The sequence below is a fragment of the Actinomyces polynesiensis genome (genome assembly GCF_000820725.1).
In the GTDB taxonomy this organism is placed as follows: domain Bacteria; phylum Actinomycetota; class Actinomycetes; order Actinomycetales; family Actinomycetaceae; genus Pauljensenia; species Pauljensenia polynesiensis.
On the sequence record NZ_CCXH01000209.1, the window covers coordinates 1 to 22,743 of the forward strand.

At 70.3% G+C, this 22,743-nt stretch carries 19 protein-coding genes and 1 pseudogene; 11 read left to right on the forward strand and 9 right to left on the reverse strand.

Annotated elements, in window-relative coordinates; translation table 11 throughout:
- The 4 genes from TA90_RS08910 to lysS all read left to right on the forward strand — a co-directional run.
- The coding region (locus tag TA90_RS08910; protein ID WP_043535855.1) for a DUF2520 domain-containing protein at positions 1-295 on the forward strand (295 nt) is incomplete at its 5' end.
- 114 nt (positions 296-409) lie between these two features.
- Positions 410-1,291: a pantoate--beta-alanine ligase gene (gene panC, locus TA90_RS08915; RefSeq protein WP_043535856.1), complete on the forward strand. Its 882-nt coding sequence runs from the start codon at positions 410-412 to the stop codon at positions 1,289-1,291.
- A 1-nt stretch (position 1,292) separates the two neighbouring features.
- Positions 1,293-1,739 (forward strand): aspartate 1-decarboxylase, encoded by a 447-nt coding sequence (gene panD / locus TA90_RS08920; protein ID WP_043535857.1) that lies wholly within the window; start codon positions 1,293-1,295, stop codon positions 1,737-1,739.
- A 249-nt stretch (positions 1,740-1,988) separates the two neighbouring features.
- The gene (gene lysS / locus TA90_RS08925) at positions 1,989-3,563 is read left to right on the forward strand and encodes a lysine--tRNA ligase (protein WP_043535858.1); all 1,575 of its coding nucleotides are present in this window, start codon (positions 1,989-1,991) and stop codon (positions 3,561-3,563) included.
- 338 nt (positions 3,564-3,901) lie between these two features.
- On the opposite strand, the gene TA90_RS08930 is transcribed toward lysS, so the two are convergent.
- From TA90_RS08930 to TA90_RS08955, 6 genes and pseudogenes are all read right to left on the reverse strand, one after another.
- On the reverse strand, positions 3,902-4,669 hold the full coding sequence (locus tag TA90_RS08930; RefSeq protein WP_147513440.1) for a uridine kinase family protein: 768 nt from the start codon (positions 4,667-4,669) through the stop codon (positions 3,902-3,904).
- Positions 4,670-4,826: 157 nt separating this feature from the next.
- Entirely contained in the window at positions 4,827-5,441 is a 615-nt protein-coding gene (locus TA90_RS08935; protein ID WP_231550713.1) for a LutC/YkgG family protein, read from the reverse strand.
- Entirely contained in the window at positions 5,434-7,245 is a 1,812-nt protein-coding gene (locus TA90_RS08940; RefSeq protein WP_197067876.1) for a LutB/LldF family L-lactate oxidation iron-sulfur protein, read from the reverse strand. Before TA90_RS08940 ends, TA90_RS08935 begins: the two co-directional genes overlap by 8 nt.
- A gap of 95 nt (positions 7,246-7,340) precedes the next feature.
- Positions 7,341-8,129, reverse strand: coding sequence for a (Fe-S)-binding protein (locus TA90_RS08945; protein ID WP_043535859.1), 789 nt, complete (start codon positions 8,127-8,129; stop codon positions 7,341-7,343).
- Between the two features lie 220 nt (positions 8,130-8,349).
- Positions 8,350-8,850, reverse strand: a pseudogene (locus TA90_RS08950) (amino-acid N-acetyltransferase); the annotation flags it as partial.
- A complete protein-coding gene (locus tag TA90_RS08955) occupies positions 8,847-9,791 on the reverse strand; it encodes a sugar-binding transcriptional regulator (RefSeq protein ID WP_043535872.1) in 945 nt (314 codons plus the stop codon). The gene TA90_RS08955 and the pseudogene TA90_RS08950, both read right to left, overlap by 4 nt.
- 155 nt (positions 9,792-9,946) lie before the next feature.
- On the opposite strand from TA90_RS08955, the gene TA90_RS08960 reads away from it, so the two are divergent.
- The 3 genes from TA90_RS08960 to glpK all read left to right on the forward strand — a co-directional run bounded on the left by TA90_RS08960 (position 9,947) and on the right by glpK (position 14,334).
- Entirely contained in the window at positions 9,947-11,695 is a 1,749-nt protein-coding gene (locus TA90_RS08960; RefSeq protein ID WP_043535860.1) for a glycerol-3-phosphate dehydrogenase/oxidase, read from the forward strand.
- Positions 11,696-11,894: 199 nt separating this feature from the next.
- The gene (locus tag TA90_RS08965; RefSeq protein ID WP_043535861.1) at positions 11,895-12,704 is read left to right on the forward strand and encodes an MIP/aquaporin family protein; all 810 of its coding nucleotides are present in this window, start codon (positions 11,895-11,897) and stop codon (positions 12,702-12,704) included.
- A gap of 109 nt (positions 12,705-12,813) precedes the next feature.
- Positions 12,814-14,334 (forward strand): glycerol kinase GlpK, encoded by a 1,521-nt coding sequence (gene glpK / locus TA90_RS08970; RefSeq protein WP_043535862.1) that lies wholly within the window; start codon positions 12,814-12,816, stop codon positions 14,332-14,334.
- A 233-nt stretch (positions 14,335-14,567) separates the two neighbouring features.
- Here glpK and TA90_RS08975 read toward each other — a convergent pair whose 3' ends face one another.
- The 3 genes from TA90_RS08975 to TA90_RS14305 all read right to left on the reverse strand — a co-directional run bounded on the left by TA90_RS08975 (position 14,568) and on the right by TA90_RS14305 (position 18,214).
- Entirely contained in the window at positions 14,568-15,128 is a 561-nt protein-coding gene (locus TA90_RS08975) for a PIN domain-containing protein (RefSeq protein ID WP_043535863.1), read from the reverse strand.
- A 129-nt stretch (positions 15,129-15,257) separates the two neighbouring features.
- Positions 15,258-15,974 carry a PspA/IM30 family protein gene (locus TA90_RS08980; RefSeq protein ID WP_043535864.1) on the reverse strand — a complete coding sequence of 239 codons (717 nt, stop codon included), beginning with the start codon at positions 15,972-15,974 and terminating at the stop codon, positions 15,258-15,260.
- A 113-nt stretch (positions 15,975-16,087) separates the two neighbouring features.
- Positions 16,088-18,214 carry a TPM domain-containing protein gene (locus tag TA90_RS14305; protein WP_052450697.1) on the reverse strand — a complete coding sequence of 709 codons (2,127 nt, stop codon included), beginning with the start codon at positions 18,212-18,214 and terminating at the stop codon, positions 16,088-16,090.
- A gap of 340 nt (positions 18,215-18,554) precedes the next feature.
- Between TA90_RS14305 and TA90_RS08995 the strand changes: the two genes are divergently transcribed.
- The 4 genes from TA90_RS08995 to TA90_RS09010 all read left to right on the forward strand — a co-directional run bounded on the left by TA90_RS08995 (position 18,555) and on the right by TA90_RS09010 (position 22,675).
- On the forward strand, positions 18,555-18,932 hold the full coding sequence (locus TA90_RS08995) for a cold-shock protein (protein ID WP_043535866.1): 378 nt from the start codon (positions 18,555-18,557) through the stop codon (positions 18,930-18,932).
- Positions 18,925-19,734: a DUF3027 domain-containing protein gene (locus TA90_RS09000; protein WP_043535867.1), complete on the forward strand. Its 810-nt coding sequence runs from the start codon at positions 18,925-18,927 to the stop codon at positions 19,732-19,734. Before TA90_RS08995 ends, TA90_RS09000 begins: the two co-directional genes overlap by 8 nt.
- A 142-nt stretch (positions 19,735-19,876) precedes the next feature.
- On the forward strand, positions 19,877-21,328 hold the full coding sequence (locus TA90_RS09005) for an NCS2 family permease (protein WP_043535874.1): 1,452 nt from the start codon (positions 19,877-19,879) through the stop codon (positions 21,326-21,328).
- A 30-nt stretch (positions 21,329-21,358) separates the two neighbouring features.
- A complete protein-coding gene (locus TA90_RS09010) occupies positions 21,359-22,675 on the forward strand; it encodes an MFS transporter (RefSeq protein WP_043535868.1) in 1,317 nt (438 codons plus the stop codon).
- The last annotated feature ends 68 nt before the right edge of the window (positions 22,676-22,743 follow it).

Genomic DNA, 22,743 nt, shown 5'->3' on the forward strand with positions numbered 1-22,743 from the left:
GGCGGGGGTGGAGGACCCCGGTGCCTTCATGCGTCCACTCCTCGAGGCCGCCCTCGACCGTGTCAGTCGGGACGGGGAGGCCGGGTTGTCCGGGCCCGTCGTGCGGGGGGACGCGGGTACGGTCGGCCGGCACATGTCGGCACTGCTGGCGGACCGGGAGCTCGCCGACGTGGCCGACACCTACGCGCACATGGCCCGGGCCACCGTCCGCATGCTCCTCCGGTCAGGTCGCATCTCGGAGCGCTCGGCGACGGAGGTCCTGGCCGCCCTCGCACTGGGGGACGGCGGGGACTGACGGGGGCGGGGCCGGCCCGACGGGCGGGTGGCGCCCCGATGTGCGAGGTGGTGCCCCCGCGCGGGACAATGGGGGTACCGGGGGACCCCCGGGTCCGAGATCGAGGAGCATTCCGTGCACGACGCACCAGTCATCGCGAGAAACCGCCGGGAGCTGGCCGCAGCCCTGGCTGACACCAGTGGCACCCGCGCCCTGGTGATGACGATGGGCGCCCTGCACGAGGGCCACCTCACCCTGGTCCGGGAGGCCCGTCGCATCGCCGACCACGTGGTCGTCTCCATCTTCGTCAACCCCACCCAATTCGCTCCCGGTGAGGACTACGACGCCTATCCGCGCACGCTGGAGGCGGACGTCGGGAAGCTCCGCTCCGTGGGGGTCGAGGTGGTCTACGCCCCGGAGCCGGAGGACGTCTACCCCGTGGCGCCCCTCGTCTCCATCGACCCCGGGCCCATCGCCCACGTCCTGGAGGGGGCGACCCGACCCACGCACCTGGCGGGAGTGGCCCTGGTCGTCACGAAGGTGTTCGGCCTGACACGCCCGGACGTGGCGTTCTTCGGCCAGAAGGACGCCCAGCAGCTGGCCATGGTCCGCACCCTGGTGCGCGACCTGGACCTGCCCGTCCGGATCCAGGCGGTCCCCATCGCCCGTGACACCGACGGTGTGGCGCTGTCCAGCCGGAACCGCTACCTCTCCGAGGATGAGCGGGTCCACGCGCGCGCCCTCTCGCGGGCCCTGCGCGTGGGTTCCGACGCTGCGGACGGCGGCGCGTCCGCCTCCGGTGTGCTCGCCGTGGCCGGGGCCGTCCTCGGGGACGAGGACGGTGTCGAGGTCGACTACGTCGCCCTCGCGGACCCGGAGACCTTCGCACCGGTGGAGGACGGCGCTCCTGCCGGTACCGAGGCGTTCCTGCTGGTCGCCGCACGGGTGGGTGCCACACGCCTCATCGACAACACACTGGTGACCCTGGGCGGCGGGTCCTCGCAGGGAGGAGAGTGACATGACAGAGGTCATGCGCCCCATGATCCAGGGCAAGATCCACCGCGCGCGCGTCACCGGCGCGGACCTTCACTACGTCGGCTCGGTGACCATCGACGCGGACCTGCTCGATGCGGCGGACATCCTGGAGGGCCAGCAGGTGGACATCGCCGACATCGAGAACGGCAACCGGATGACGACCTACGTGATCGCAGGTGAGCGGGGTTCCGGGATGCTGCAGCTCAACGGGGCCGCGGCGCACCTCGTGGAGGTCGGCGACCTGGTGATCGTCATGGCCTACGCCCAGGTGCCCGAGTCCCGGGCCCGGCAGTGGCGCCCGAAGGTCGTCTTCGTCGACGCCGACAACGCGCCCCTGCACACCGGTGATGATCCGGGTGCGGTCCCGGAGGACTCGGCCCGCGCCCTCGAACTGGGCCTGCGTTCCTCCGGGGCGGCCGGGCGGGCCTGAGCGTTCGCCATCGACGCGACCGGACCGACCCGGTGGGCGGATCCGCGGCTGCCCGAGCGTGCGACGGGGTGCTCGATTACCGCGGTGCGGGCCCTTGGCCGGTCCCCCACCACGTGGACCCATTCGGTGGGCACCTGCTGCCACGACCGGGCGGGCTGTGTCGGCTCCCCGACGAGGGCGACTCCGGTCGTCCTCGTCGGGTGTCCCACGGCCGGAGGGGCATCCCCGCCCACCGGCTACCATGGGCACGTGACTGACGAGAACACCGAGCCCACCCCGCCCCAGGCACCCGCGGCGACACCCGCAGACGACACCCCCGAGCAGGTCCGGGTGCGCGCTGCGAAGCGGCAGAAGATGCTCGACGAGGGCGTGAGCCCCTACCCCGTCACCCTGCCCATCACGACCACCATCAAGCAGGTCCGGGCCGACTACTCCGGTCTGGAGGCCGGGGAGGAGACCGACGTGGTGGTCGGTCTGGCCGGGCGCGTGGTGTTGATGCGCAACTCCGGCAAGCTCTGCTTCGCGACCCTCCAGGACGGTGAGGGCAACCGGATCCAGGTCATGCTCTCCGCGAAGGAGGTCGGCCCCGAGTCGCTGGCCGAGTACAAGGCCGAGGTCGACCTCGGCGACCACCTCTTCGTCCACGGCCGGGTCATCTCCTCGCGCCGCGGCGAGCTCTCCGTCATGGCCGAGCCCGGTGGGGACCGGGCGCCCGCCTGGGAGATCGCCTCCAAGGCGTTGCGCCCGCTGCCCAAGACCTTCACCTCCGGCGAGGGCGGCACCGGCGGTGGACTCTCCGAGGACATGCGGGTGCGCCGCCGCTACCTCGACATGATCGTGCGTCCCGCCGCCCGTGACATGGTGCGGCTGCGTGCCAAGGTCGTGAGGTCGCTGCGCCGCTACTTCGACGACGCGGGATTCGTGGAGATCGAGACCCCGATGCTCCAGGTGCTCCACGGTGGTGCAGCGGCCCGCCCGTTCAGCACCCACATGAACGCCTACGACACCGATCTCTACCTGCGCATCGCCCCCGAGCTCTACCTCAAGCGCGCCGTGGTCGGTGGCATCGAGAAGGTCTTCGAGATCAACCGCAACTTCCGCAACGAGGGTGCCGATTCCTCCCACTCCCCGGAGTTCACGATGCTGGAGGCCTACGAGGCCTACGGCACCTACGACACCATGGCGACCCGCACACGCGAGTTCATCCAGAAGTCGGCACGTGACGCGCTGGGGACCGAGGTCGTCACCCTGCCTGACGGCACGCTCTACGACCTGTCGGGCGACTGGGACCGGATCAGCCTCTTCGACGCCGTCTCGGACGCCGTGGGCCGCACGGTCACCCCCTTCACCCCGAGGGACGAACTCGTGGCCCTGGCGGGCGAGATCGGGGAGGAGATCCCCGACCACTACGTCCCGGGCAAGATCGTCGAGGTGCTCTTCGAGAAGACGGTCGGGGACCACCTGTGGGCACCGACCTTCGTGCGCGACTTCCCGGAGGACTCCAGCCCCCTGACCCGGGCCCACCGCACCAAGCCCGGCGTGGTGGAGAAGTGGGACCTCTACGTGCGCGGCTTCGAGCTGGCCACGGCGTACTCGGAGCTGGTGGACCCGGTGGTCCAACGCCAGCGTTTCGAGGCCCAGGCGCTGGCGGCCGCCGAGGGCGACCCCGAGGCGATGGTCCTCGACGAGGACTTCCTCACGGCCATGGAGTACGGCATGCCGCCCGCCGGTGGCATGGGCATGGGTCTGGACCGGCTCCTCATGGCGCTGACCGGTCAGGGGATCAGGGAGACCATCACCTTCCCCCTCGTCAAGAAACTCTGACGCCGAAGTCCGCTCTGTTCTGAGGTCGAAGTCCGCTCTGTTCGGGCGGTGAGGTCCGCCCTCCCACAGGAGCGTCGCGGACCCGTCCGGGATGTCTCCCTGTGGCCGATCGGTGTCGGTCGTCGCATCGCGATGTCGCTCGGAAGCGTCGAGGTCTGTCGGCCACGATCCCTCACTCGGATGGGCCTGCTGGTGCGGCGGATGTGCGCACGGTGGTGCACCCGGTTTCACCCGCAAGGGCGGGTGCTCGGGAACGGGAGCGAGCACCCGGTGCAGGTCGGAGTCGAACAGAGCGGACTTCGACCTCAGAACAGAGCGGACTTCGCTGGAGGGGAGGGTCAGCGCGCAGCGCGTTGGGCGCGGCGCTCGGCGTGCACGAGGGCTTCGAGCACGGCCGCGGCCTCGTCCAGGGACCCCACCGGTCGGCACCCGCACTCCTCGAGGTGACGGACCTTGGCGGGCTCCTCACGGGCGAGTCTCGCACCGCGCACGAGGAGGACGGGGACGGGCTTGCGGGCCTCGCCCATGTCACGCAGCAGGCGGAACCACATGTTGCGCATCGGGGAACGCGCGATGCAGATCGCGTCGGCGAGGATGCCCTCGTCCTCGAGCCGGTGCACGAGCTCCGCGGCGAAGATCCCCTCGGCGACGAACAGTGGTTCGTCGCGGTCGAGGACCATGTGCCGCATGCCGGTGCGGCGGTTGGTCGGGATGTCGTAGATGGGGACCTCGGTCTGACCGAGTCGGCACAGCTCGAGGATCGCCCGGACGGCGTCGTCGGCGTTCCATGAGCGCGGGTCGTCCCAGTCGACGAGGTCCTCGCGCAGTTTGGGCAGGTCCGGTTCGTCGCCGTTGCGGTAGAAGTGGTCGAGGGACAGGGACGTGACGCCCGTCCGGGTGGTCAGCGAGGTCTTGCCGGAGCCCGACGGGCCGGTGAGGATGATGACGCGGGCGCGGGTCCGGCGCGCCCCCGGCGGGATCTCGAAGAGACCCTCCTGGTTCGCGTCGGTGTCGGGCACGCCGCTCTCGGGCACGCCACTGTCAGGCCCGCTGGCGTCGGGGGCGGCCGTGCCGGTGCCCGTGTCCTCGCCGTCGTGCGGACCCACGGAGCCCGGTCCCCAACCCGCTGCGCCGAGGCCCCCGCTGCCGGGCGTCCTCGCCGGGGTGTCTGTCCCGCGGGGGGACACAGGACCCAGGTCGGGATCCGGGGACGCGGCATGCATGGGCCCAAGGATAGCCGTGCGACCGGGGGCGTCCGCGACCTCAGGCGTCGGTGACGACCACCACGCACAACGTCCGTGGCCCGTGGACGCCGTCGACGCGGACCAGTTCGATGTCCGAGGTGGCCGAGGGGCCGGCCACCCAGGTCTGGGGCCGCTCCGCGTGCTCGCCGAGGATCGCCACCGCCTCGGGGACCGTGCCCTGCACCTGTGAGGCGCGCACGACGCAGACATGGACGTCCGGCAGCAGGGTGATGGCCCGGCGGCCCTGGTCGGGCTCGCCGTCCAGCACGATGGTGCCCGACAGCGAGATCGCGGTGCGGGCAGCCGTGACGACGGCATCGACGCCCGCCAGGAAGATCTTGTCCAGGGGCTCCTCGCGCGAGTCCGTGTGCACCTCGCGCGGCGCCGAGCGCCGACGCCCCCGACCGCGGCTGAGCTGGCCCCCGGCAGCGGCGGCCCACTCCGGGGGCAGCCCCGAGGGCACGACGACGCCGTGGGCGCCGGCCTCCTCGAGCAGGTCGTCGATGGCGCCGGGCACCTCCTCGGAGGTCACCTGGACGACGTGGGCGTGGTAGTCCTCCAGGGCCTCCACGAACTCGGCGACGATCGCCTCGGACCCGGCGGGGGAGCTGGCGTGGAAACGGTAGTCACGCACGATGTGCGGCTCGGGTCGCCGCGGGTTGTGACTGCGCGATGGCGGCGCGCACGGCGGACAGGATCTCGGTCTTGGCGCTCAGTCGGGCGTCCTCCTCCCGGGTGGTGGTGGGTTCCCCGGGGGCTCGGCCGGTGGTGGTGGGTCCCGACGCTCCGGCGGCGCTCGACCCCGCAGACCCTCCCTCAGGGGTGGGCCGGGACGACGTGGGCTGCGCCGCACCCTCGGCGGTGTCCTGACCGGGCAGGGCACCGGGGTGGGGCGGGTGGATGGCACCCGGGGTGGGCTCGTCGCGACCTGCACGGCGGGCGGCCTCCCACTGGCGGAAGGACTGGCTGGGAGGGGCGGGCACGTCGCGGGTGTTCGTCCAGGACGTGGCCGGCCAGGGCAGGTGGACGATGCGGTGGTCGGCGCCGGCGACGGCGCGTCCGACCGGCATCACTGCTCCGGCCATGCCCATGACCGAACCCTTCGACATCGGCATGATCGAGGCCTTCATCGCCAGGTCCCACCCGTCGGGGATGCCCCCGCGTGACGCCTCCACCGTGCGGTGGCGCAGCTCGACGAGGACGGAGGGGATGTCGATGCGCACCGGGCACGCCTCGAAGCAGGCTCCGCACAGGCTGGACGCGTAGGGCAGTGTCGCCGCGGGGTCACCGTGCTCGAAGGCCCCCCGCAGCTGGGGTGTGAGGATCGCCCCGATGGGACCGGGGTAGATGGACTGGTAGGCGTGGCCCCCGACGTGCTCGTACACGGGGCACACGTTCATGCAGGCCCCGCAGCGGATGCAGTGCAGCGCCTGGCGGCCCACCGGGTCGGCCAGGACGCGTGTGCGCCCGTTGTCGAGGAGGATCAGGTGGAACTCCTGGGGTCCGTCACCGGGGGTGACCCCCGTCCACATGGACGTGTAGGGGTTCATCCGCTCGCCGGTCGCGGAGCGGGGGAGGAGCTGGGCGAAGACCTCCGCGTCCTGGTACGTCGGCACGATCTTCTCGATGCCGACGATGGAGATCAGCGTCTCGGGCAGTGTCAGGCACATGCGTCCGTTGCCCTCGGACTCGAAGACGCTGAGGGTGCCCGTGTCGGCGATCATCATGTTCGACCCGGAGATGGCGACCTTGGCCGCCAGGAACTTGCGGCGCAGGTGGGCGCGGGCGGCAGCGGTGAGGTCGCGCGGGTCGTCGGTGAGGTCCGCGGGGGCGTCCTCCATGCGCTCCCGGAAGATCGCACGGACCTCGGAGCGGTTGCGGTGGATGGCGGGGACGACGACGTGGGAGGGCATGTCGTCGGAGAGCTGGACGATCATCTCCGCCAGGTCCGTCTCGCGGGCCTCGATGCCGTGCTGGTGGAAGTACTCGTTGAGGCCGATCTCCTGGGTGGCCATGGACTTGACCTTGACGACCTCGTCGACGCCCTTCGAGCGGGCGATGCCCAGCGCGATCCGGTTCGCCTCCTCGCCGTCACGTGCCCAGTGGACGATGCCGCCGCGCGCGGTGACATTGGCCTCGAGCTCCTCGAGGAGCTCCGGCAGGCGGCTCATGACGTCGTTCTTGATGGAGGCGGCCGCCAGGCGCAGCTCCTCCCAGTCGGGCAGCTCCGAGACGCGCATGTCGCGCTTGTCGCGGATCGTGTGGGTGGCGTGCTTGATGTTGCGGCGCATCTGCGTGTTGCGCAGCGTGGCCGAGGCGGCCGTGGGGAACGTGGCTCCCCAGCGCAGCGGGTCCTCGGGGGTGGGGGCCGAGGGCGTCCACGCCTGGACCTTGCCGCGGTCGGCGGCGTCCTCCTCGGCGGTGGTGCCCCGGTGCATGACCTGGTCGACGGCCTGGATCGCGGTAGCGGTGGCGGTGGCCGCGACACCGATCGCCTTGGTCGCGGTCTCCTGGAGCTGGATCGGGACCTTCATCACGCACCCACCTTCGTCGTCGTCTCCGGGGCTGCCCAGGGTTCGTCGCGCGTCCCCGCCAGGACCTCGGCCAGGTGCATGGTGCGCACCCCCGACCTCGTCCGCGACAGGCCGCCCCCGATGTGCATGAGGCAGGAGTAGTCGCCGGCCACCAGCACCTCAGCCTTGGTGGACATGACGTTGGCCATCTTGTCGGCGAGCATCGCGGTGGAGGTCTGGGCGTTCTTCATGGAGAAGGTCCCCCCGAAGCCGCAGCAGCTGGTCGCCTCCGGCAGGTCGATGAGCTGGAGGCCGTCGACCGCGTGCAGGAGCCGGTAGGGCTTGTCGCCGACCTTCGCGATCCGCAGGGAGTGACAGGTGGGGTGGTAGGTGACCCGGTGGGGGAAGTAGGCGCCGACGTCGGTGACACCCAGCACGTCGACGAGCAGCTCGGAGAGCTCGAAGGTGTGCTCCGCGATCTGGGCGGCACGGCGGCTCAGCTCGTCGTCACCCTCGGAGGCGGCGACCATCGCCTGCTGGTGGCGGATGGACCCGGTGCACGACCCGGAGGGGACGACGATGGCGTCCCACTCCCCGTCCAGGACGGGCTCGAAGGTGCGCACGTGGTTGGCGATGATCGGCATGGCCTCGGGGAAGTACCCGGTGTTGACGTGCATCTGGCCGCAGCAGGCCTGGTCGGGTGGGAACACCACCTCGTGCCCGAGCCTCTCGAGGAGGTGGGTGGTGGCCTGCGGCGCCTGCGGGAACATGACGTCGCCGATACAGGTCGCGAACAGTGCGATGCGCATGTGACGACCCCTCTCAGCTCGTTGGGGGCCCGCCCGTGGACGGGCTTTTCCACCACGATAGCCCGAGGTCAGCGACCACGCGGGGTGGTCAGGCTCCCTTCGCCATGCTCCGCGAGCAGTCGTCGCCGTGGGAGCAGCCCGAGGCCCCGCCCTCGTCGGTGCCCTGCCGTTCCCACGGGCGGGGGGAGACGTGCGCCAAGTGCGGCGCGTCGGAGCGGACGAGTTCGCGGATCATCCGCGTGTTCCCGAGGGTGTTCGGCTTGACGGAGGCGAGGTCGAGAAACTCCTTGACCCCGTCGTCGTGGCTGCGCAGCATCTCGGCGAAGACGTCCTCGCCCACGGGGGTGCCCTCGATGACGCGGAACCCGTGGCGCGTGAAGAAGTCGACCTCGAAGGTCAGGCAGAACGCCCGCAGGAGGCCCAGACGACGGGCGCGGGCGACCAGCGTCTCGAGCAGGGCGGCACCGATGCCACGGTGGAGGTGGGCGGGGTCGACGGCCAGCGTGCGCACCTCGGCGATGTCGTCCCACATCACGTGCAGGGCCCCGCAGCCGATGACCCGTCCCCCCGGGCACTCCTCGGCGACGATGAACTCCTGGACGTCCTCGAAGTAGTGGATGAGTTCCTTGGAGACGAGGATGCGCCTCCGCGCGTAGGGGGCGACGAGGGCGGCGATGGCGCGCACGTCCTGGGGCCGTGCGTCGCGGATGTGGAGGTTCACCGCACCATTGTGCGCGGGTGGACGGACCTCATGCGTGCCAGGTCCAGCAGCGAGCGCGCGGCGGCGTCGTCGAGGACGAGGTCGGTGGCGACCCCGGCCCTCAGTGCACCCAACAGTGGCAGCGCCTTGGAGGCCCCGGAGACGACGCACAGTCGGTGGGGGATCTTCTGCAGGGTGGCGGGGGTGGGGCCGGAGGCCCGTCGGTTGAGCTCCATGTCGGTGGAGCCGTCCTCGCGGATGAGGACCGTGCACACGTCCCCCACCACGCCGTCGGCGCGGGCCTCGCGCATCTCCTGGGGTTCGAGGTAGCCCCCGGAGTACACGTGGGAGGGCAGGTTGGCGGCGAGGGCGCCCACACCGAAGAGGGCGACGGTGGTGGACTCGATCAGCTGCAGGACGGAGCGGATCGAGCGCTCCCGCCACAGCGCCCGCTTGGTGTCGGGGTAGTCGAAGAAGGCGGGCACGGGGAAGTGCACCATGCGCGACCCGAAGGCCTCCGCCGCCTGGGAGATGATGGAGTCGGCGTAGGGAAGGCCGGACTGGCTGGCGTTGGCGGCCCCGTTGAGCTGGACGACGACCGAGGCGGGGAAGTGCACGTGGGGGAGGTTGCGGGTGACCTCCGCGGTCGTGTTGCCCCAGGCGATGCCGAGGACGGCCTCCGGTGACATGAGCTCCACCAGGCGTTCCGCGGCGACGAGGGCGACGTTGTGCAGCCTGTTGACCTCGGTGTCCACGTCGGGCACCGGGACCACGGAGGTCCGCACGCCGAACATCTCGTTGATCTGGCCCGCCAGGGTGCCGCGCGTCCCCGGGGCGGCGGCGACGGAGATCCTCACGAGGCCGCTCTCCCGTGCGTGTGCGAGGAGTCTCGACACGGAGGAACGGGAGACGCCGAGGTGCCGGGCGATGGTCTCCATCGTCTGGCCCTGGAGGTAGTACATGGAAGCGGCCTCGTGGGCCTGCTCATCACGGATGCTCACGGGGACCAGTGTGACATGCACAGGCGTTCAATGCCTACGGTTCGATGTGCACCTGCTGAGATACTGGGGCCCGTCGCGACATGCGCGGATACCCACATCGAAGGAGATGAGACGTCATGGCAGTCCCTGAGCTATCGGTCACGAGCAGGACCAACGCCCTGTCCGACATGTCAGCTGAACCACTCGACGTCCTCGTGATCGGTGGCGGGGTGACCGGGGCGGGCATCGCACTGGATGCGGCCACCCGTGGCCTGCGCGTCGGGGTGGTCGAGGCCCAGGACTGGGCGTCGGGCACCTCATCGCGTTCCTCGAAGCTGGTCCACGGTGGCCTGCGCTACCTCTACCAGCTCGACTTCAAGCTCGTCGCGGAGTCCCTGAGGGAACGCGGGCTCCTGCTCACGACGACCGCACCCCACCTCGTCAAGGCCCAGCCCTTCCTGTGGCCGCTCAAGAAGCCCGTCGTGGAGCGCGCCTACTCGGCCGTCGGCGTGGGCATGTACGACGCGCTCGCCCAGTGGGCCCACCGCGGATCGGTGCCCATGCAGCAGCACCACACCAGGCGTGGGTCCCTCCGTCTGGCTCCCGCGCTCCGGCCCGACGCCCTCACCGGGTCCATCGTCTACTACGACTCGCGCGTCGACGACGCCCGACTCGTCGTCACCCTCATCCGCACGGCGGTGCGCTACGGGGCCCTGGCCGCCAACCGCACCCAGGTCGTCGGGCTCACGAAGGACACCGGTGGACGGATCACCGGGGCCGACCTGCGCGACCTGGAGACGGGCACGGACCACCACGTCGAGGCCAGGTCTGTCATCAACGCCACCGGTGTGTGGACCGAGAAGACCCAGGCCCTGGCCGGGACCGGCGGGGGCCTGAAGGTGCTCGCCTCCAAGGGAATCCACCTGGTGGTGCCCAAGGACCGCATCAGGTCCGAGGTCGGCATCTTCCTGCGCACCGAGAAGTCGGTGCTCTTCATCATCCCGTGGAAGCGCTACTGGATCATCGGGACGACGGACACGGCCTACCACCTCGACCGCCGCGAGCCCGTGGCGGACCGCGCGGACATCGACTACCTGCTGGACCACGCCAACTCCGTCCTCGCCCAGCCCCTCACCAGGGACGACGTCATCGGGACCTTCGCGGGACTGCGGCCGCTGCTGCAGCCGGGGACCCTGGACGGAGACGACTCGAAGTCGACCAAGGTGTCCCGCGAGCACACCGTGACCGAGGCCGCCCCGGGCCTGACCGTCATCGCCGGGGGCAAGCTCACCTCCTACCGGCAGATGGCCGAGGACGCGGTCGACTTCGCGCTGGGGGAGGAGCGGGCCCGTGAGCTGCCCTCCGTGACGGCGCAGACCCCCCTCGAGGGAGCAGACGGCTACCACGCGCTGTGGGGACGCCGCCATGCGCTCGCGGAGGCGTCCGGTCTCAGCCGAGACCACGTCGAGGACCTCCTGGACCGTTACGGGTCCGACATCGAGGTCATCCTCGACATGATCTCCGAGCGCCCCGACCTGGGTGAGGAACTGGCGGGCGCACCGGAGTACCTGCGGGCCGAGATCGCCTTCGCGATCACGCACGAGGGCGCGCTGCACCTCGAGGACCTGCTGGTGCGCCGCACCAGGCTGACCTACGAGCACAGGGACCGGGGACTATCCGCGGCCGAAGAGGCCGCGGACCTGGCATCCGACCTGCTTGGATGGAACCAGGAGAGGAGGTCGGACGAACTCTCGGCCTACAGGGCGAGGTGCGAGGCCGAGGATGAGGCCGAAGGGATCCTCGACGAGGTCGAGGCCCAGCAGGTCCGCGGCGAGGTCGGGGAGGTGACACCCTTCATCGATGTCGCGCCGGAGGTGCAGGGCTGAGTCCCCTCATCCCGACACACCAACCAACCGGGGCCACCAAGTGGGCGCCCGGCGTATAAGTAGAGGCACCCAGCGGGGCAGCGTCCCGCGACCGTGACCACGACGGGGGTCCACGGACCCGAATGTGGCACATGTGAATGGTGGAATGGGCCACCCTCACGCGCCGGCGCGAGGACGCGTCGGAGAAAGGTAGAACACAGTGTTCACGACATTGCTCCCTGCGGCGATAGAAGCAGGAACAACCCCTACGAGCGGACAGATCTTCATCTCGGAGTTCCTCGGAACGGCGGTCCTCCTGCTCCTCGGTGCAGGCGTGGTCGCCACCAACCTGCTGCCCAAGTCGAAGGGCCGTGGGACCGGCTGGTTGATGGTCAACTTCGGGTGGGGCTTCGCAGTCTTCGCCGGTGTCTACGTCGCCTACGCCACCGGCGGTCACCTCAACCCGGCAGTCACGATCGCCAAGGTCGTGGGCCACATGTTCGACTCCTCGGTCACCCTGAACGGACCTGCGATCGGTGAGGGCGGCATCGCCGTCACCGCGCTGAACGTGACGATCTACATCGTCGCCCAGTTCCTGGGGGCCTTCGTCGGTGCGGTCCTCGCATGGCTGGCCTACAAGAAGCAGTTCGACGAGGATCTCGACCCGGCCCTCAAGCTCGGCGTCTTCTCCACCGGTCCTGAGGACCGGTCCTACGGATGGAACACCGTCACCGAGGCCATCGCCACCGCAGTCCTGATCATCTGGGTCTTCGTCTCGGGTTACTCCGCCTCGGGCCTGGGACCCCTCGGCGTCGCGATCATCATCGTCGTCATCGGCGCCTCCCTCGGTGGCCCGACGGGGTACGCCATCAACCCGGCCCGTGACCTCGGGCCCCGTGTCGCCCACGCCGTCCTGCCCATCAAGGGCAAGGGCGGTTCGGACTGGTCGTACGCCTGGGTTCCGGTCGTCGGCCCGATCATCGGCGCCATCGTCGCCACGGTCATCGTCTTCGCGGTGAACCTGGCCTGACCGGATCGGTCACCACACCCCTCCCTCCTCGGTGCCGGGCGCGGCCCTGGCCCGCCCGGCACCGAGGGAACTCCCTGAACACCACCATGTAGAAGTGAAAAGGACAGACATGTCAGAAGAACAGTTCGTCATGGCGATCGACCAGGGGACGACCTCGTCCCGGGCGATCATCTTCAACCACTCCGGCGAGATCGTCGCCGTCGGGCAGCAGGAGTTCACGCAGATCTTCCCGAACCCCGGTTGGGTCGAGCACGATCCGAAGGAGATCTGGGACTCGGTCCGGGCCGTCGTCGCAGATGCCTTCGCCAAGGCGGGCATCAACCGCCACCAGCTCGCTGCGGTCGGCATCACCAACCAGCGTGAGACCACGGTCGTCTGGGACAAGAACACCGGTGAGCCCGTCTACAACGCCATCGTCTGGCAGGACACCCGCACCGCGGCCATCGCCCGTGAGCTCGCGGGCGACAAGGGGATGGACCGCTACAAGGACATCTGCGGCCTGGGCCTGTCGACCTACTTCTCCGGTCCGAAGGTCAAGTGGATCCTCGACAACGTGCCCGGTGCCCGTGAGAAGGCCGAGGCCGGAGATCTCTACTTCGGCAACACCGACTCCTGGGTGCTGTGGAACATGACCGGTGGGGTCGACGGTGGTATCCACGTCACCGACGTCACCAATGCCTCCCGCACGATGCTCATGGACATCACGACGCTGCAGTGGCGCGAGGACATCGCTGCCGACTTCGGCATCCCGATGTCGATGCTCCCCGAGATCCACTCATCCTCGGAGGTCTACGGGTACGGTCGCAAGCAGGGCCTGCTCATCGACACCCCGATCGCCGGCATCCTCGGTGACCAGCAGGCTGCCACCTTCGGCCAGGCCTGCTTCGAGCGCGGCCAGGCGAAGAACACCTACGGCACGGGCTGCTTCATGCTGATGAACACCGGTGACGAGCCGGTGTTCTCCGCCAACGGCCTCCTCACGACGGTGGCCTACAAGATCGGCGAGCAGCCCGCGGTATACGCGCTGGAGGGTTCCATCGCCGTCGCGGGGTCTCTGGTCCAGTGGCTGCGCGACAACCTCGGCATGATCGAGAAGTCCAGCGACATCCAGGCACTGGCGGAGACGGTGGAGGACAACGGCGGGGTCTACTTCGTCCCGGCGTTCTCCGGTCTCTTCGCCCCGTACTGGCGTGACGACGCCCGCGGCGCCATCGTGGGCCTGACCCGTTACGCCAACAAGGGACACATCGCTCGCGCGGTGGAGGAGTCCACCGCGTTCCAGTCCCGTGAGGTCCTCGACGCCATGAACGCCGACTCCGGGGTTCCCCTCAAGGAGCTCAAGGTCGACGGCGGGATGACGCACGACGACTTGGTCATGCAGTTCCAGGCGGACCTGTGCGGTGTTGACGTGGTGCGTCCGAAGGTCATCGAGACCACCGCGCTGGGCGCCGCCTACGCGGCCGGGATCGCCGTGGGCTTCTGGGAGGGCACCGACGACGTCATCGCGAACTGGCAGGAGGGGAAGCGGTGGACGCCGAAGGCGGACCAGAAGGAGATCGACCGCACCTTCCGTCTCTGGAAGAAGGCCGTCACGCGGACCTTCGACTGGGTGGACGACGACGTGAAGTGAGGTTCCACCGTCGGTGACGCGGGATCGGGCACATGCGTGCCGGGCCCCGCGGGTACCGGGGAGTGACCAGCACAGGGACGGGCCCCGCCCCTCCGGGAGACCGGAGTGGACGGGGCCCGTCCTGCTGTACCCCGCGACAGGCGGGCCACCGGGTCGGCCGGTGGGAGTGAGAGCGGTCGCGGGATGCGACCGGTCCACGGTCGGCAGGTGGTGCCGGGCGCAGCCGCGTCGGCTCAGAGGTAGTCGAAGGGGTTGAACTCGTCGACGGGGATGATGCGGATGCGCGGCAGCGGCACCTGGAACGCGTGGACGTCGTACTCCAGGTCGATGACCTCCAGGCCCATGTCCACGAGCTCGTGGAGCTGGGAGGAGAGGAACTCGCGGAAGCAGACCACCGCGACCTTGCGTCCCATCTCCAGGAGGGCGCGGACCTGGGGGACGAAGTCACCGTCATGGCTGCCGAGGATGACGGAGCCCGAGTCGAGCTCCGCGATGGCCTCCAGGGTGCGCTGGACACCGACGTCCACGACCTTCATGCCGGATGGTCCCGCCAGCGGGATCGCCTTGTACTCCATGGCCGTCAGCGCCTGCACGAAGCCCATCGGCAGGTAGCCACTGGAGCCGTTGAGGAAGAAGAGGCCCTTGGCGGGCTCACCCCAGGTGTCCGCGGCCGCGGCGAGGACCCGGTCCCACCGGGGGCGCTCCTCGGACGCGGGTCGGTGGTCGAGCACGGACATTCCGAGGGTGGCGTCGATGTTCTCGCCATCGACCACCAGGTAGGTCGTTTCAGCCATGGGCCCAGCGTAGGGCCTGCGAGCAGCGGGGAGGGGCGGGGTGGTCGGCTGTCCCGACCACCCCGCCCCTCGCGTACCAACGACGGGTGCCCGGATCTTGACCGGGCCGCGACGCCCCTGTGGGTGTGCTCAGTCCTTGTGCTTGAGGGCGGCCAGGCGTGCCTCGACCTCGATGTCGGAGGAATCGGTGTCCAACTCCGCGAACTGGGACTCGAGGGACGTGGAGGCCACTTCGGCCTTGCCCTGGGCCATGGCCTCGGCCCGACGGACGCGGTCCTCGTAGCGGGCGAGCTCCGAGGTCGGGTCCATGACGTTGATGGAGGAGATCGCGTCGGTGACCTTCGCCTGGGCCTCCGCGGACTTCTGGCGGGCGACCAACTGGTCACGGCGGGACTTGAGCTGCTCGAGGCGGTCCTTCATGCCCACGAGTCCCGACTTGAGCTTGTCGACGACCTCGGTCTGGGAGGCGATCATCGGCTCTGCGTCCCTGGCCTCGCCCTCGAACTGGATCTGCTTGCCCAGGGCGACCTTGGCGAGGCCGTCCCACTTGTCCGCACCCGCACTGTCGCCGGTGGCGCGCAGCTGCTCGGCCTTGTCGGAGGCGGCCTGGGCCTTGCGGCCCCAGTCGGCAGCGGTGGCGACGTCGTCCGCGTGGTCCTTCTCCGCCAGGCGGAGGTTGCCGACCGTCTGGGCCACGGCGGTCTCGGCCTCGGCGATGGAGTTGGTGTAGTCGCGGATCAGTTGGTCGAGCATCTTCTGGGGATCCTCGGCGCGGTCGATGATCGCGTTGATGTTCGCCTTGGCGAGCTGGGAGATGCGTCCCAGGATCGACTGTTTCTCAGCCATGTGTTCTCCTCGTTCGGGGTGGGGTGATCGAGTTCACGTCCTCCACGGATGATATCGGCTGGCCCGCTGCGTTGCGAGGGCTGCCGGCAAGTGCGGCACCGCGCACGCTGGTGTCAGAAGGAGGACCCTCCTCCACCGCCGAAGCCGCCTCCCCCGCCACCTCCGCCGAAGCTGCCGCCGCCACCCCCACCGAAGCTGCCTCCACCGCCTCCGCCGAAACCTCCGCCGAAGCCGCCGCCTCCGAAGCCCCCGCCACCGAACCCGCCACGGTGGTGGCCACCGCCCCCGCCCCCGCCGCCCCAGGAGCCACCGGAGCGGTTGCCCATGAAGATCGACCACAGCAGGAGGTTGCCCCAGGAGACCCCCGAGTCGCTGCGCGGCCCCTGGCCGTCGGAGCCACCCGGCCTGCTGCGGAGCACCGAGCGGGCGGTGGACTCCGCGTCGATCGCCGCCTGGACCGAGGTCTGTGGGTCGGAGTCGACGGTGGCGCGCGCCCGCTCCAGGGAGGACCCCGCGCGCGACATGAGCGACCGTGTCTCCAGGTCGACGAGCCCCCGTCGGGACTGGACGAAGGTCTCCGCCTCCGAGACCGCGGCCTCCGCGGAGGCCAGCCTGCTGCGGGCATTGCCCACCGCGCGGGTCCGCTGCTCCTCCGTCGAGCGCAGGCCCGCGAGTGCGGCGTCGAGGGCGGCCTCAGCGCTGTGGAGCGCCTCCAGGGCGGCGAGCGGGTCCCCGGAACCCTCCCGCGCCGACTGCGCGGCGGCCACCGCGCGGCGCGCTTCCTCGACGAGGGGGGCGAAGGCCTGGGGATCGGCGTGGAGCCGGGTGACGTCGTTGAGGTCGGAGGTCAGGGAGGCCACCGCCTGGGTGAGGTCATCCTTGGCGTGATCCAGGTTCTTCTGGGCGTCCATGATGGCGCGGACCTGGAGCTGGGCCATGGCCACGGCACGCATGCCGGTGTCGACCGCCGTGAGTGCCGCGGAGCGGTCGCCGCTCAGCAGGCCCTGGGCCTGGTCGGCCGCCTGGCGGGCGGAGTCGAGGAGGGCCCTGGCCTGGTCGGGGTTGTCCTGCAGTGTGGCGATCGCCGCGGGCGGGTAGGCGATGGACAGGGAGTGGAGCTCGGAGACCGCGGTGGGCAGGGAGGCCTCGACCTCCGTGATCCGCTCGCGCAGTCCCGCGACCTGCTGGTCGGCGGTGGCCTCGGAGTCGCGGAGGTCGTGGAATGCCTTCTGCTGGGAGACGAGGGGGACCATCACCTGGTCGAGGGCGGCGAGGAGCTGGTCGGCCGACGCCCCCTGTCGGCGGGTGTCGGTGGCGTCGTTCATCTGCTTCTGGAGGTCGAATGCCCGGGCCACGCCCTCCTGGGCGGCACGCAGGGCGGCCGCGTAGTCGTCGGTGCGCAGGGATCCGAACTGGGCGCGGGCGAACTCGAGTTCGTCGGAGGCGCTGCGGACGAGTTCGTCGGCCTCCAGGAGACGGCGGTTGGCGAGGTCGACCCTCTGGGCGGGGGTGGGGGCCGGTGCGCCACCGGACCCGGTGCCACCGCCACCGCCCTGGATGCGCGACCTCGTGCGCCGCGAGGAGATCGCCCCGACGAGGAGCAGGCCGGCGGCGACCACGAGGATCACGATGACCAGCACCCCGAAGCCGCTGATTCCTCCGGAGGTGTCCGTCGAGGGGTACGCACCGTCCTCGCCGGGGGTGTACCCCTCCAACCCGTTGTCGCCGTCGTCCCCGGTGCCCGAGGTGGTCCCGCCGGCGCTGTCGACCACGGAGTTGACGAACGCCGTCACGGCCTCGGTGGTCGTCTCCGCGTCCAGGGGGTCGGCACCACCCAGGACGTCGACGGCGGCGGCGCGTGCGCTGGTCAGGTCGGAGTCGGTGACGACCTGTTCACCCTCGTTGCCGCAGGAGCCGATCTGGCGCTCCTCGTAGGCGATGACCAGCACGACGGAGCTCGAGGAGAGCCCTGACTGGCTGCCACTCGTCTGGCACCACGCCACGACCTTCTCCCCCGACAGGTCGGGGACAGCGACGAAGTAGAAGTCGATCCCCTCCGCACCCGCCTGTCGGGCGTCCTCCTGGATCGTGTCCACCTGTGAGGTGGAGAGGAAGCCCTCGGGGTCGGTGACGGTGTCGCCGATGGTCACCGGCGAGGTCGCGCCGGCCGGTCCCGCAGCGACCGCCATGGCGGTCAGGGCTGCTGCGCCGGCGGCAGCCAGACGGTGGATCTTCCTCATGGGTGCCTCCCTCTCCGGGGACCGTGGGGCCCCGTGGACCAGCCTATTGTGCGCGGGGGCCCCCGCGCCGCCGCGCCGTGCGCCCACCCCTGTGGGACCGGTCTGTGCGTCCCGCCCCCGTCGACGCGGGGGAACCCCTGACGCGCCCGCGTCCCCTCGAGGGCCCCGGCGGGCGGGAGTCGGGGGGAGGGAGGGGGACGGGCGCCGCGGGGAGTCCGGGGGACGGGTGCCCGGGGGAGTGCGCGCCGGGGGCGACCCGCCCAGCCTTCGACCACGGCGACCGGGCGAACTATCATGGGTCGGAGGCCCGTACGGGCCGCTGACCACAAGGAGTGCAATCGTGCCCACCGGCAAGGTGAAGTTCTTCGACGCCGACCGCGGCTTCGGGTTCATCGGCGGCGATGACGGCGTCGAGGTGTTCCTGCACGCCTCCGCGCTGCCCGAGGGGACTCCCGCGCCCCGACCGGGGACCCGCGTCGAGTACGGGGTCGCCGACGGTCGCAAGGGTCCCCAGGCCCTGTCCGTGAGGATCCTCGAGGAGGCGCCCTCCGTCGTGCGCAACCAGAGGCGCAAGCCGCAGGCGATGGTCCCGGTGGTCGAGGACCTCATCAAGCTCCTGGACATCTCCTCCAACTCCCTGCGTCGGGGGAAGTACCCCGACAATGCCCACAAGATCGCCCAGGTGCTCCAGGCGGTCGCGGAGGACTTCGATGCCTGAGCGCAGCGGGGGGAGCAAGCCCGTGCGGGCACGCAGGCCGCGTCCCGACGCGGTGCTCGAGGCGGCCGTCGACCAGGCCCGTGAGGCAGCGGAGTCTGTCGCACGGCGTGGGACGGTCGGGGAGCACCAGGGGATCCATCTGGAGGGGGAGCGCCTGCTGACCCACTACTTCGCCACACTCGAGCCGGGGTATGCGGGCTGGCGCTGGGCGGTGTCGCTCTCACGCGTGCCGCGGTCGAAGGTCGCCACCGTCTGCGAGGTCGACCTCGTCCCGGGTGAGGGTTCCCTCCTGGCGCCCCCGTGGGTGCCGTGGGAGGAACGGTTGCGTCCCGGGGACGTCACACGCGAGGACGTGCTCCCCTACAGCGCGGAGGACCCGAGACTCGAACCGGGTTTCGAGGACACCGGTGAGGACCCCGACGAGCCGGTGGTACGCGAACTGGGGCTGGGGCGCCCGCGTGTGCTCTCCCGCGAGGGACGCGACGAGGCCGTGGAACGCTGGTACCACTCCGACCACGGGCCCGTCGGTCCCCGGCTCCCGAAGGCACCCTGCTCGACCTGCGGGTTCCTCGTGAAGATGTCGGGTTCCCTGCGCGGGGTCTTCGGGGTCTGCGCCAACGAGTGGTCGCCGGACGACGGCCGGGTCGTCAGCCTGGACCACACCTGCGGGTCGCACTCCGAGACCGACATCCCCTCCGACGGGCCCGAGTGGCCCGTGGAGCCCTCGCGGGTCAACGACTTCCTGGTGGAGTCGGACCGCATGGACGCCGGGGTGAACGTGGGAGTGGGCACCGGGGCCTGAGACCCCGCGCGGTCGCACCGGGGGGTGCACCGGGCCGGACGGGCCGATGGTGCGTTTCGGGAAAGCCTACTCCTTTTGCCCGTAGGGGAGTCCCACTTGGGACGGCCTTGAAAATCGGGGGACGTGTGGGCACGATGTGCGCGTGAGCACCCAGACAGCGCGCGCGCGCTCCCCACAGGCAACTCCCACCAACGCACTCGACCGCTTCTTCCACATCTCGGAACGAGGCTCCACGATCGGTCACGAGGTCCGTGGCGGCTTCGTCACCTTCTTCGCGATGGCGTACATCCTCGTCATCAACCCGATCATCCTGGCCAACGCCCTCCCCGACGACGCCACCTTCACCACGACGGACATCGCGGCGGGCACCGCCCTCATCGCCGGCATCATGACCATCCTCATGGGCGTCGTCGCGAACTTCCCCCTCGCCCTGGCCGCGGGTATGGGCCTCAATGCGATGGTCGCCTTCACCCTGGTCCTCGGTTCCGGGCTCAGCTACCAGGAAGCCATGGGCCTGATCTTCTGGGAAGGCGCCCTCATCACGATCCTGGTCCTCACGGGCTTCCGTGAGGCCGTCTTCAAGGCGGTGCCCCGTCAGCTCAAGACCGCCATCTCGGTGGGCATCGGCCTGTTCATCGCCTTCGTCGGCCTGATCAACGCCGGCATCATCCGCCCGGGCGGCACCCCGGTCCAGCTCGGCGTGGACGGTTCACTGGCCGGCTGGCCCGCCCTCGTCTTCGTCTTCGGCCTCCTGCTGACCATCGTGCTGTACGTCCGCAGGGTCAAGGGCGCCATCCTCATCTCGATCCTCGCCTCCACCGTCCTCGCGGTCATCATCCAGGCCGTTGCCAAGCTGGGCGTGAAGACGGATGACGATCCCACGGGGTGGGGCCAGACCGTGCCCTCCATCTCCGGGTCGCCCGTCGCGGTGCCCTCCTTCGGCACGCTGTTCCAGATCGACTTCTTCGGGGCCTTCCAGAAGCTCGGCCCCATCGCCGTCGTGCTCCTGATCTTCTCCCTGATGCTCGCCGACTTCTTCGACACCATGGGCACCATGGTCGCCATCGGCGGGGAGGCGAAGCTCCTCGACGAGCACGGCAACCCGCCGCGCTCCAAGCAGATCCTCCTCATCGACTCCCTGGCGGCAGCCGCCGGTGGTCTGGGCGGCGTCTCCTCGAACACCTCCTACGTCGAGTCCTCCGCGGGTGTCGGCGAGGGCGCGCGCACGGGCCTGGCCTCGGTGGTCACCGGTGTGCTCTTCCTCCTGGCCACCTTCCTGGCGCCGGTCGTCGAACTGGTCCCGACGGAAGCCGCGTCAACCGCGCTCGTGTTCGTCGGCTTCCTGATGATGACCCAGGTGGTCGACATCGACTGGTCCTCGCCGCAGATCGCGATCCCGGCCTTCCTCACCATCGCCTTCATGCCCTTCGGATACTCCATTACAGTGGGCATCGGCGTCGGCTTCATCACCTACACGGTCATCCAGGTCGCGCTCGGCAAGGCTTCGAAGGTCCACCCGTTGATGTGGGTCACCTCGGCGCTGTTCGTGCTGTACTTCGTCCTCGGCCCCATCCAGGCGGCGTTGGCGGGATGACCCTGATGCCCTGAGGAGGCTCCCGACCAGGTGTCACGTACCTTTCACTCCCTGCGCTACCACAATTTCAGGCTCTGGTTCTCGGGCAACGTCATTGCCTCCACGGGGACCTGGATGCAGCGTGTGGCGCAGGACTGGGTGGTGCTGACGGTCCTCACCTCGCACGACGGGTTCCAGGTGGGGCTGGTGACTGCGCTGCAGTTCCTGCCCCTCCTGGTCCTGTCGCCCTGGGCGGGTGTGGTCGCCGACCGCGTCGACCGCCGCCGCCTCCTCCAGATGACCCAGTGCCTGACCGGCTTCCTCGGTCTGGTCATGGGCGTCCTCGTCCTCACCGGCACCGCCGAGCTGTGGCACGTGTACGTGCTCGCACTGCTCGGCGGTGCCGTGTCCGCACTGGACTCCCCGGCGCGGCAGGCCTTCGTCTCCGAACTCGTGCCCGCCCGTTCGCTCCCCAATGCCGTGGGGCTGAACTCCACCGCGTTCAACATCGCCCGTCTCTTCGGCCCCGCCGTGTCGGGGCTGGTCATCGACTGGGTCGGGCCCGGCTGGGTCTTCATCGTCAACGGGGTGCTCTTCCTGGCGCCCGTGGTCGCGCTGGCCGCCATGCGCCCCGCCGAGCTCGTCCCCCACCGCCTCGTGGAGAGGAAGAAGGGGCAGGTGCGCGAGGGCGTCGCCTACGTCCGCAACCGTCCCGACATCATGCTGCTGCTCGTCGTCGTCGCGGTGGTGTCCGCGCTCGGGATGAACTTCCAGCTCACGTCGGCGCTGATGGCGACTGAGGTCTTCGACAAGGCCGCCGGGGAGTACGGGATGCTCGGTTCCTACATGGCGATCGGCGCCCTGGCGGGGGCGCTCCTGGCCGCGAGACGGGCGACACCCCGCCTGCGGATGATCGTCATCGCCGCCGGCCTGTTCGGCGTCTGTGAGATCCTCCTGGGCCTGGCCCCCACCTACACGTGGTTCGCGGTGCTCACGGTGCCCACCGGGCTGGCGATGCTGACGATGATCACCTCGGCGAACGCCGCCATCCAGATCTCAACGGCGGAGGAGATGCGCGGTCGCGTCATGGCCCTCTACACGATGATCTTCCTGGGTGCCACGCCCATCGGCTCCCCCCTCGTGGGCTGGATCGGGGAGAACCTGGGGGCGCGCTGGTCGATCCTGGTCGGAGGCATCGCCTCCCTGGTGGTCGCGGTCATCGCCGGGGTGTGGGCGATCGCCCACTGGCAGATCCACCTGCGCTTCCACTGGTCGTGGCACCCGCTCGAGGCCGAGGGGCCGGTCGAGCGCGCCCGTGCCGCGATGGACGCCGAGGAGGCCACCCGTCGGGCCCAGGAGACGTCCTGACCCCTGGCAGGGGTCGGAGCGGAGGGCCCGGGCCGTGTCCGTGTGCGTCGGACACCGTCGGGGGCCGG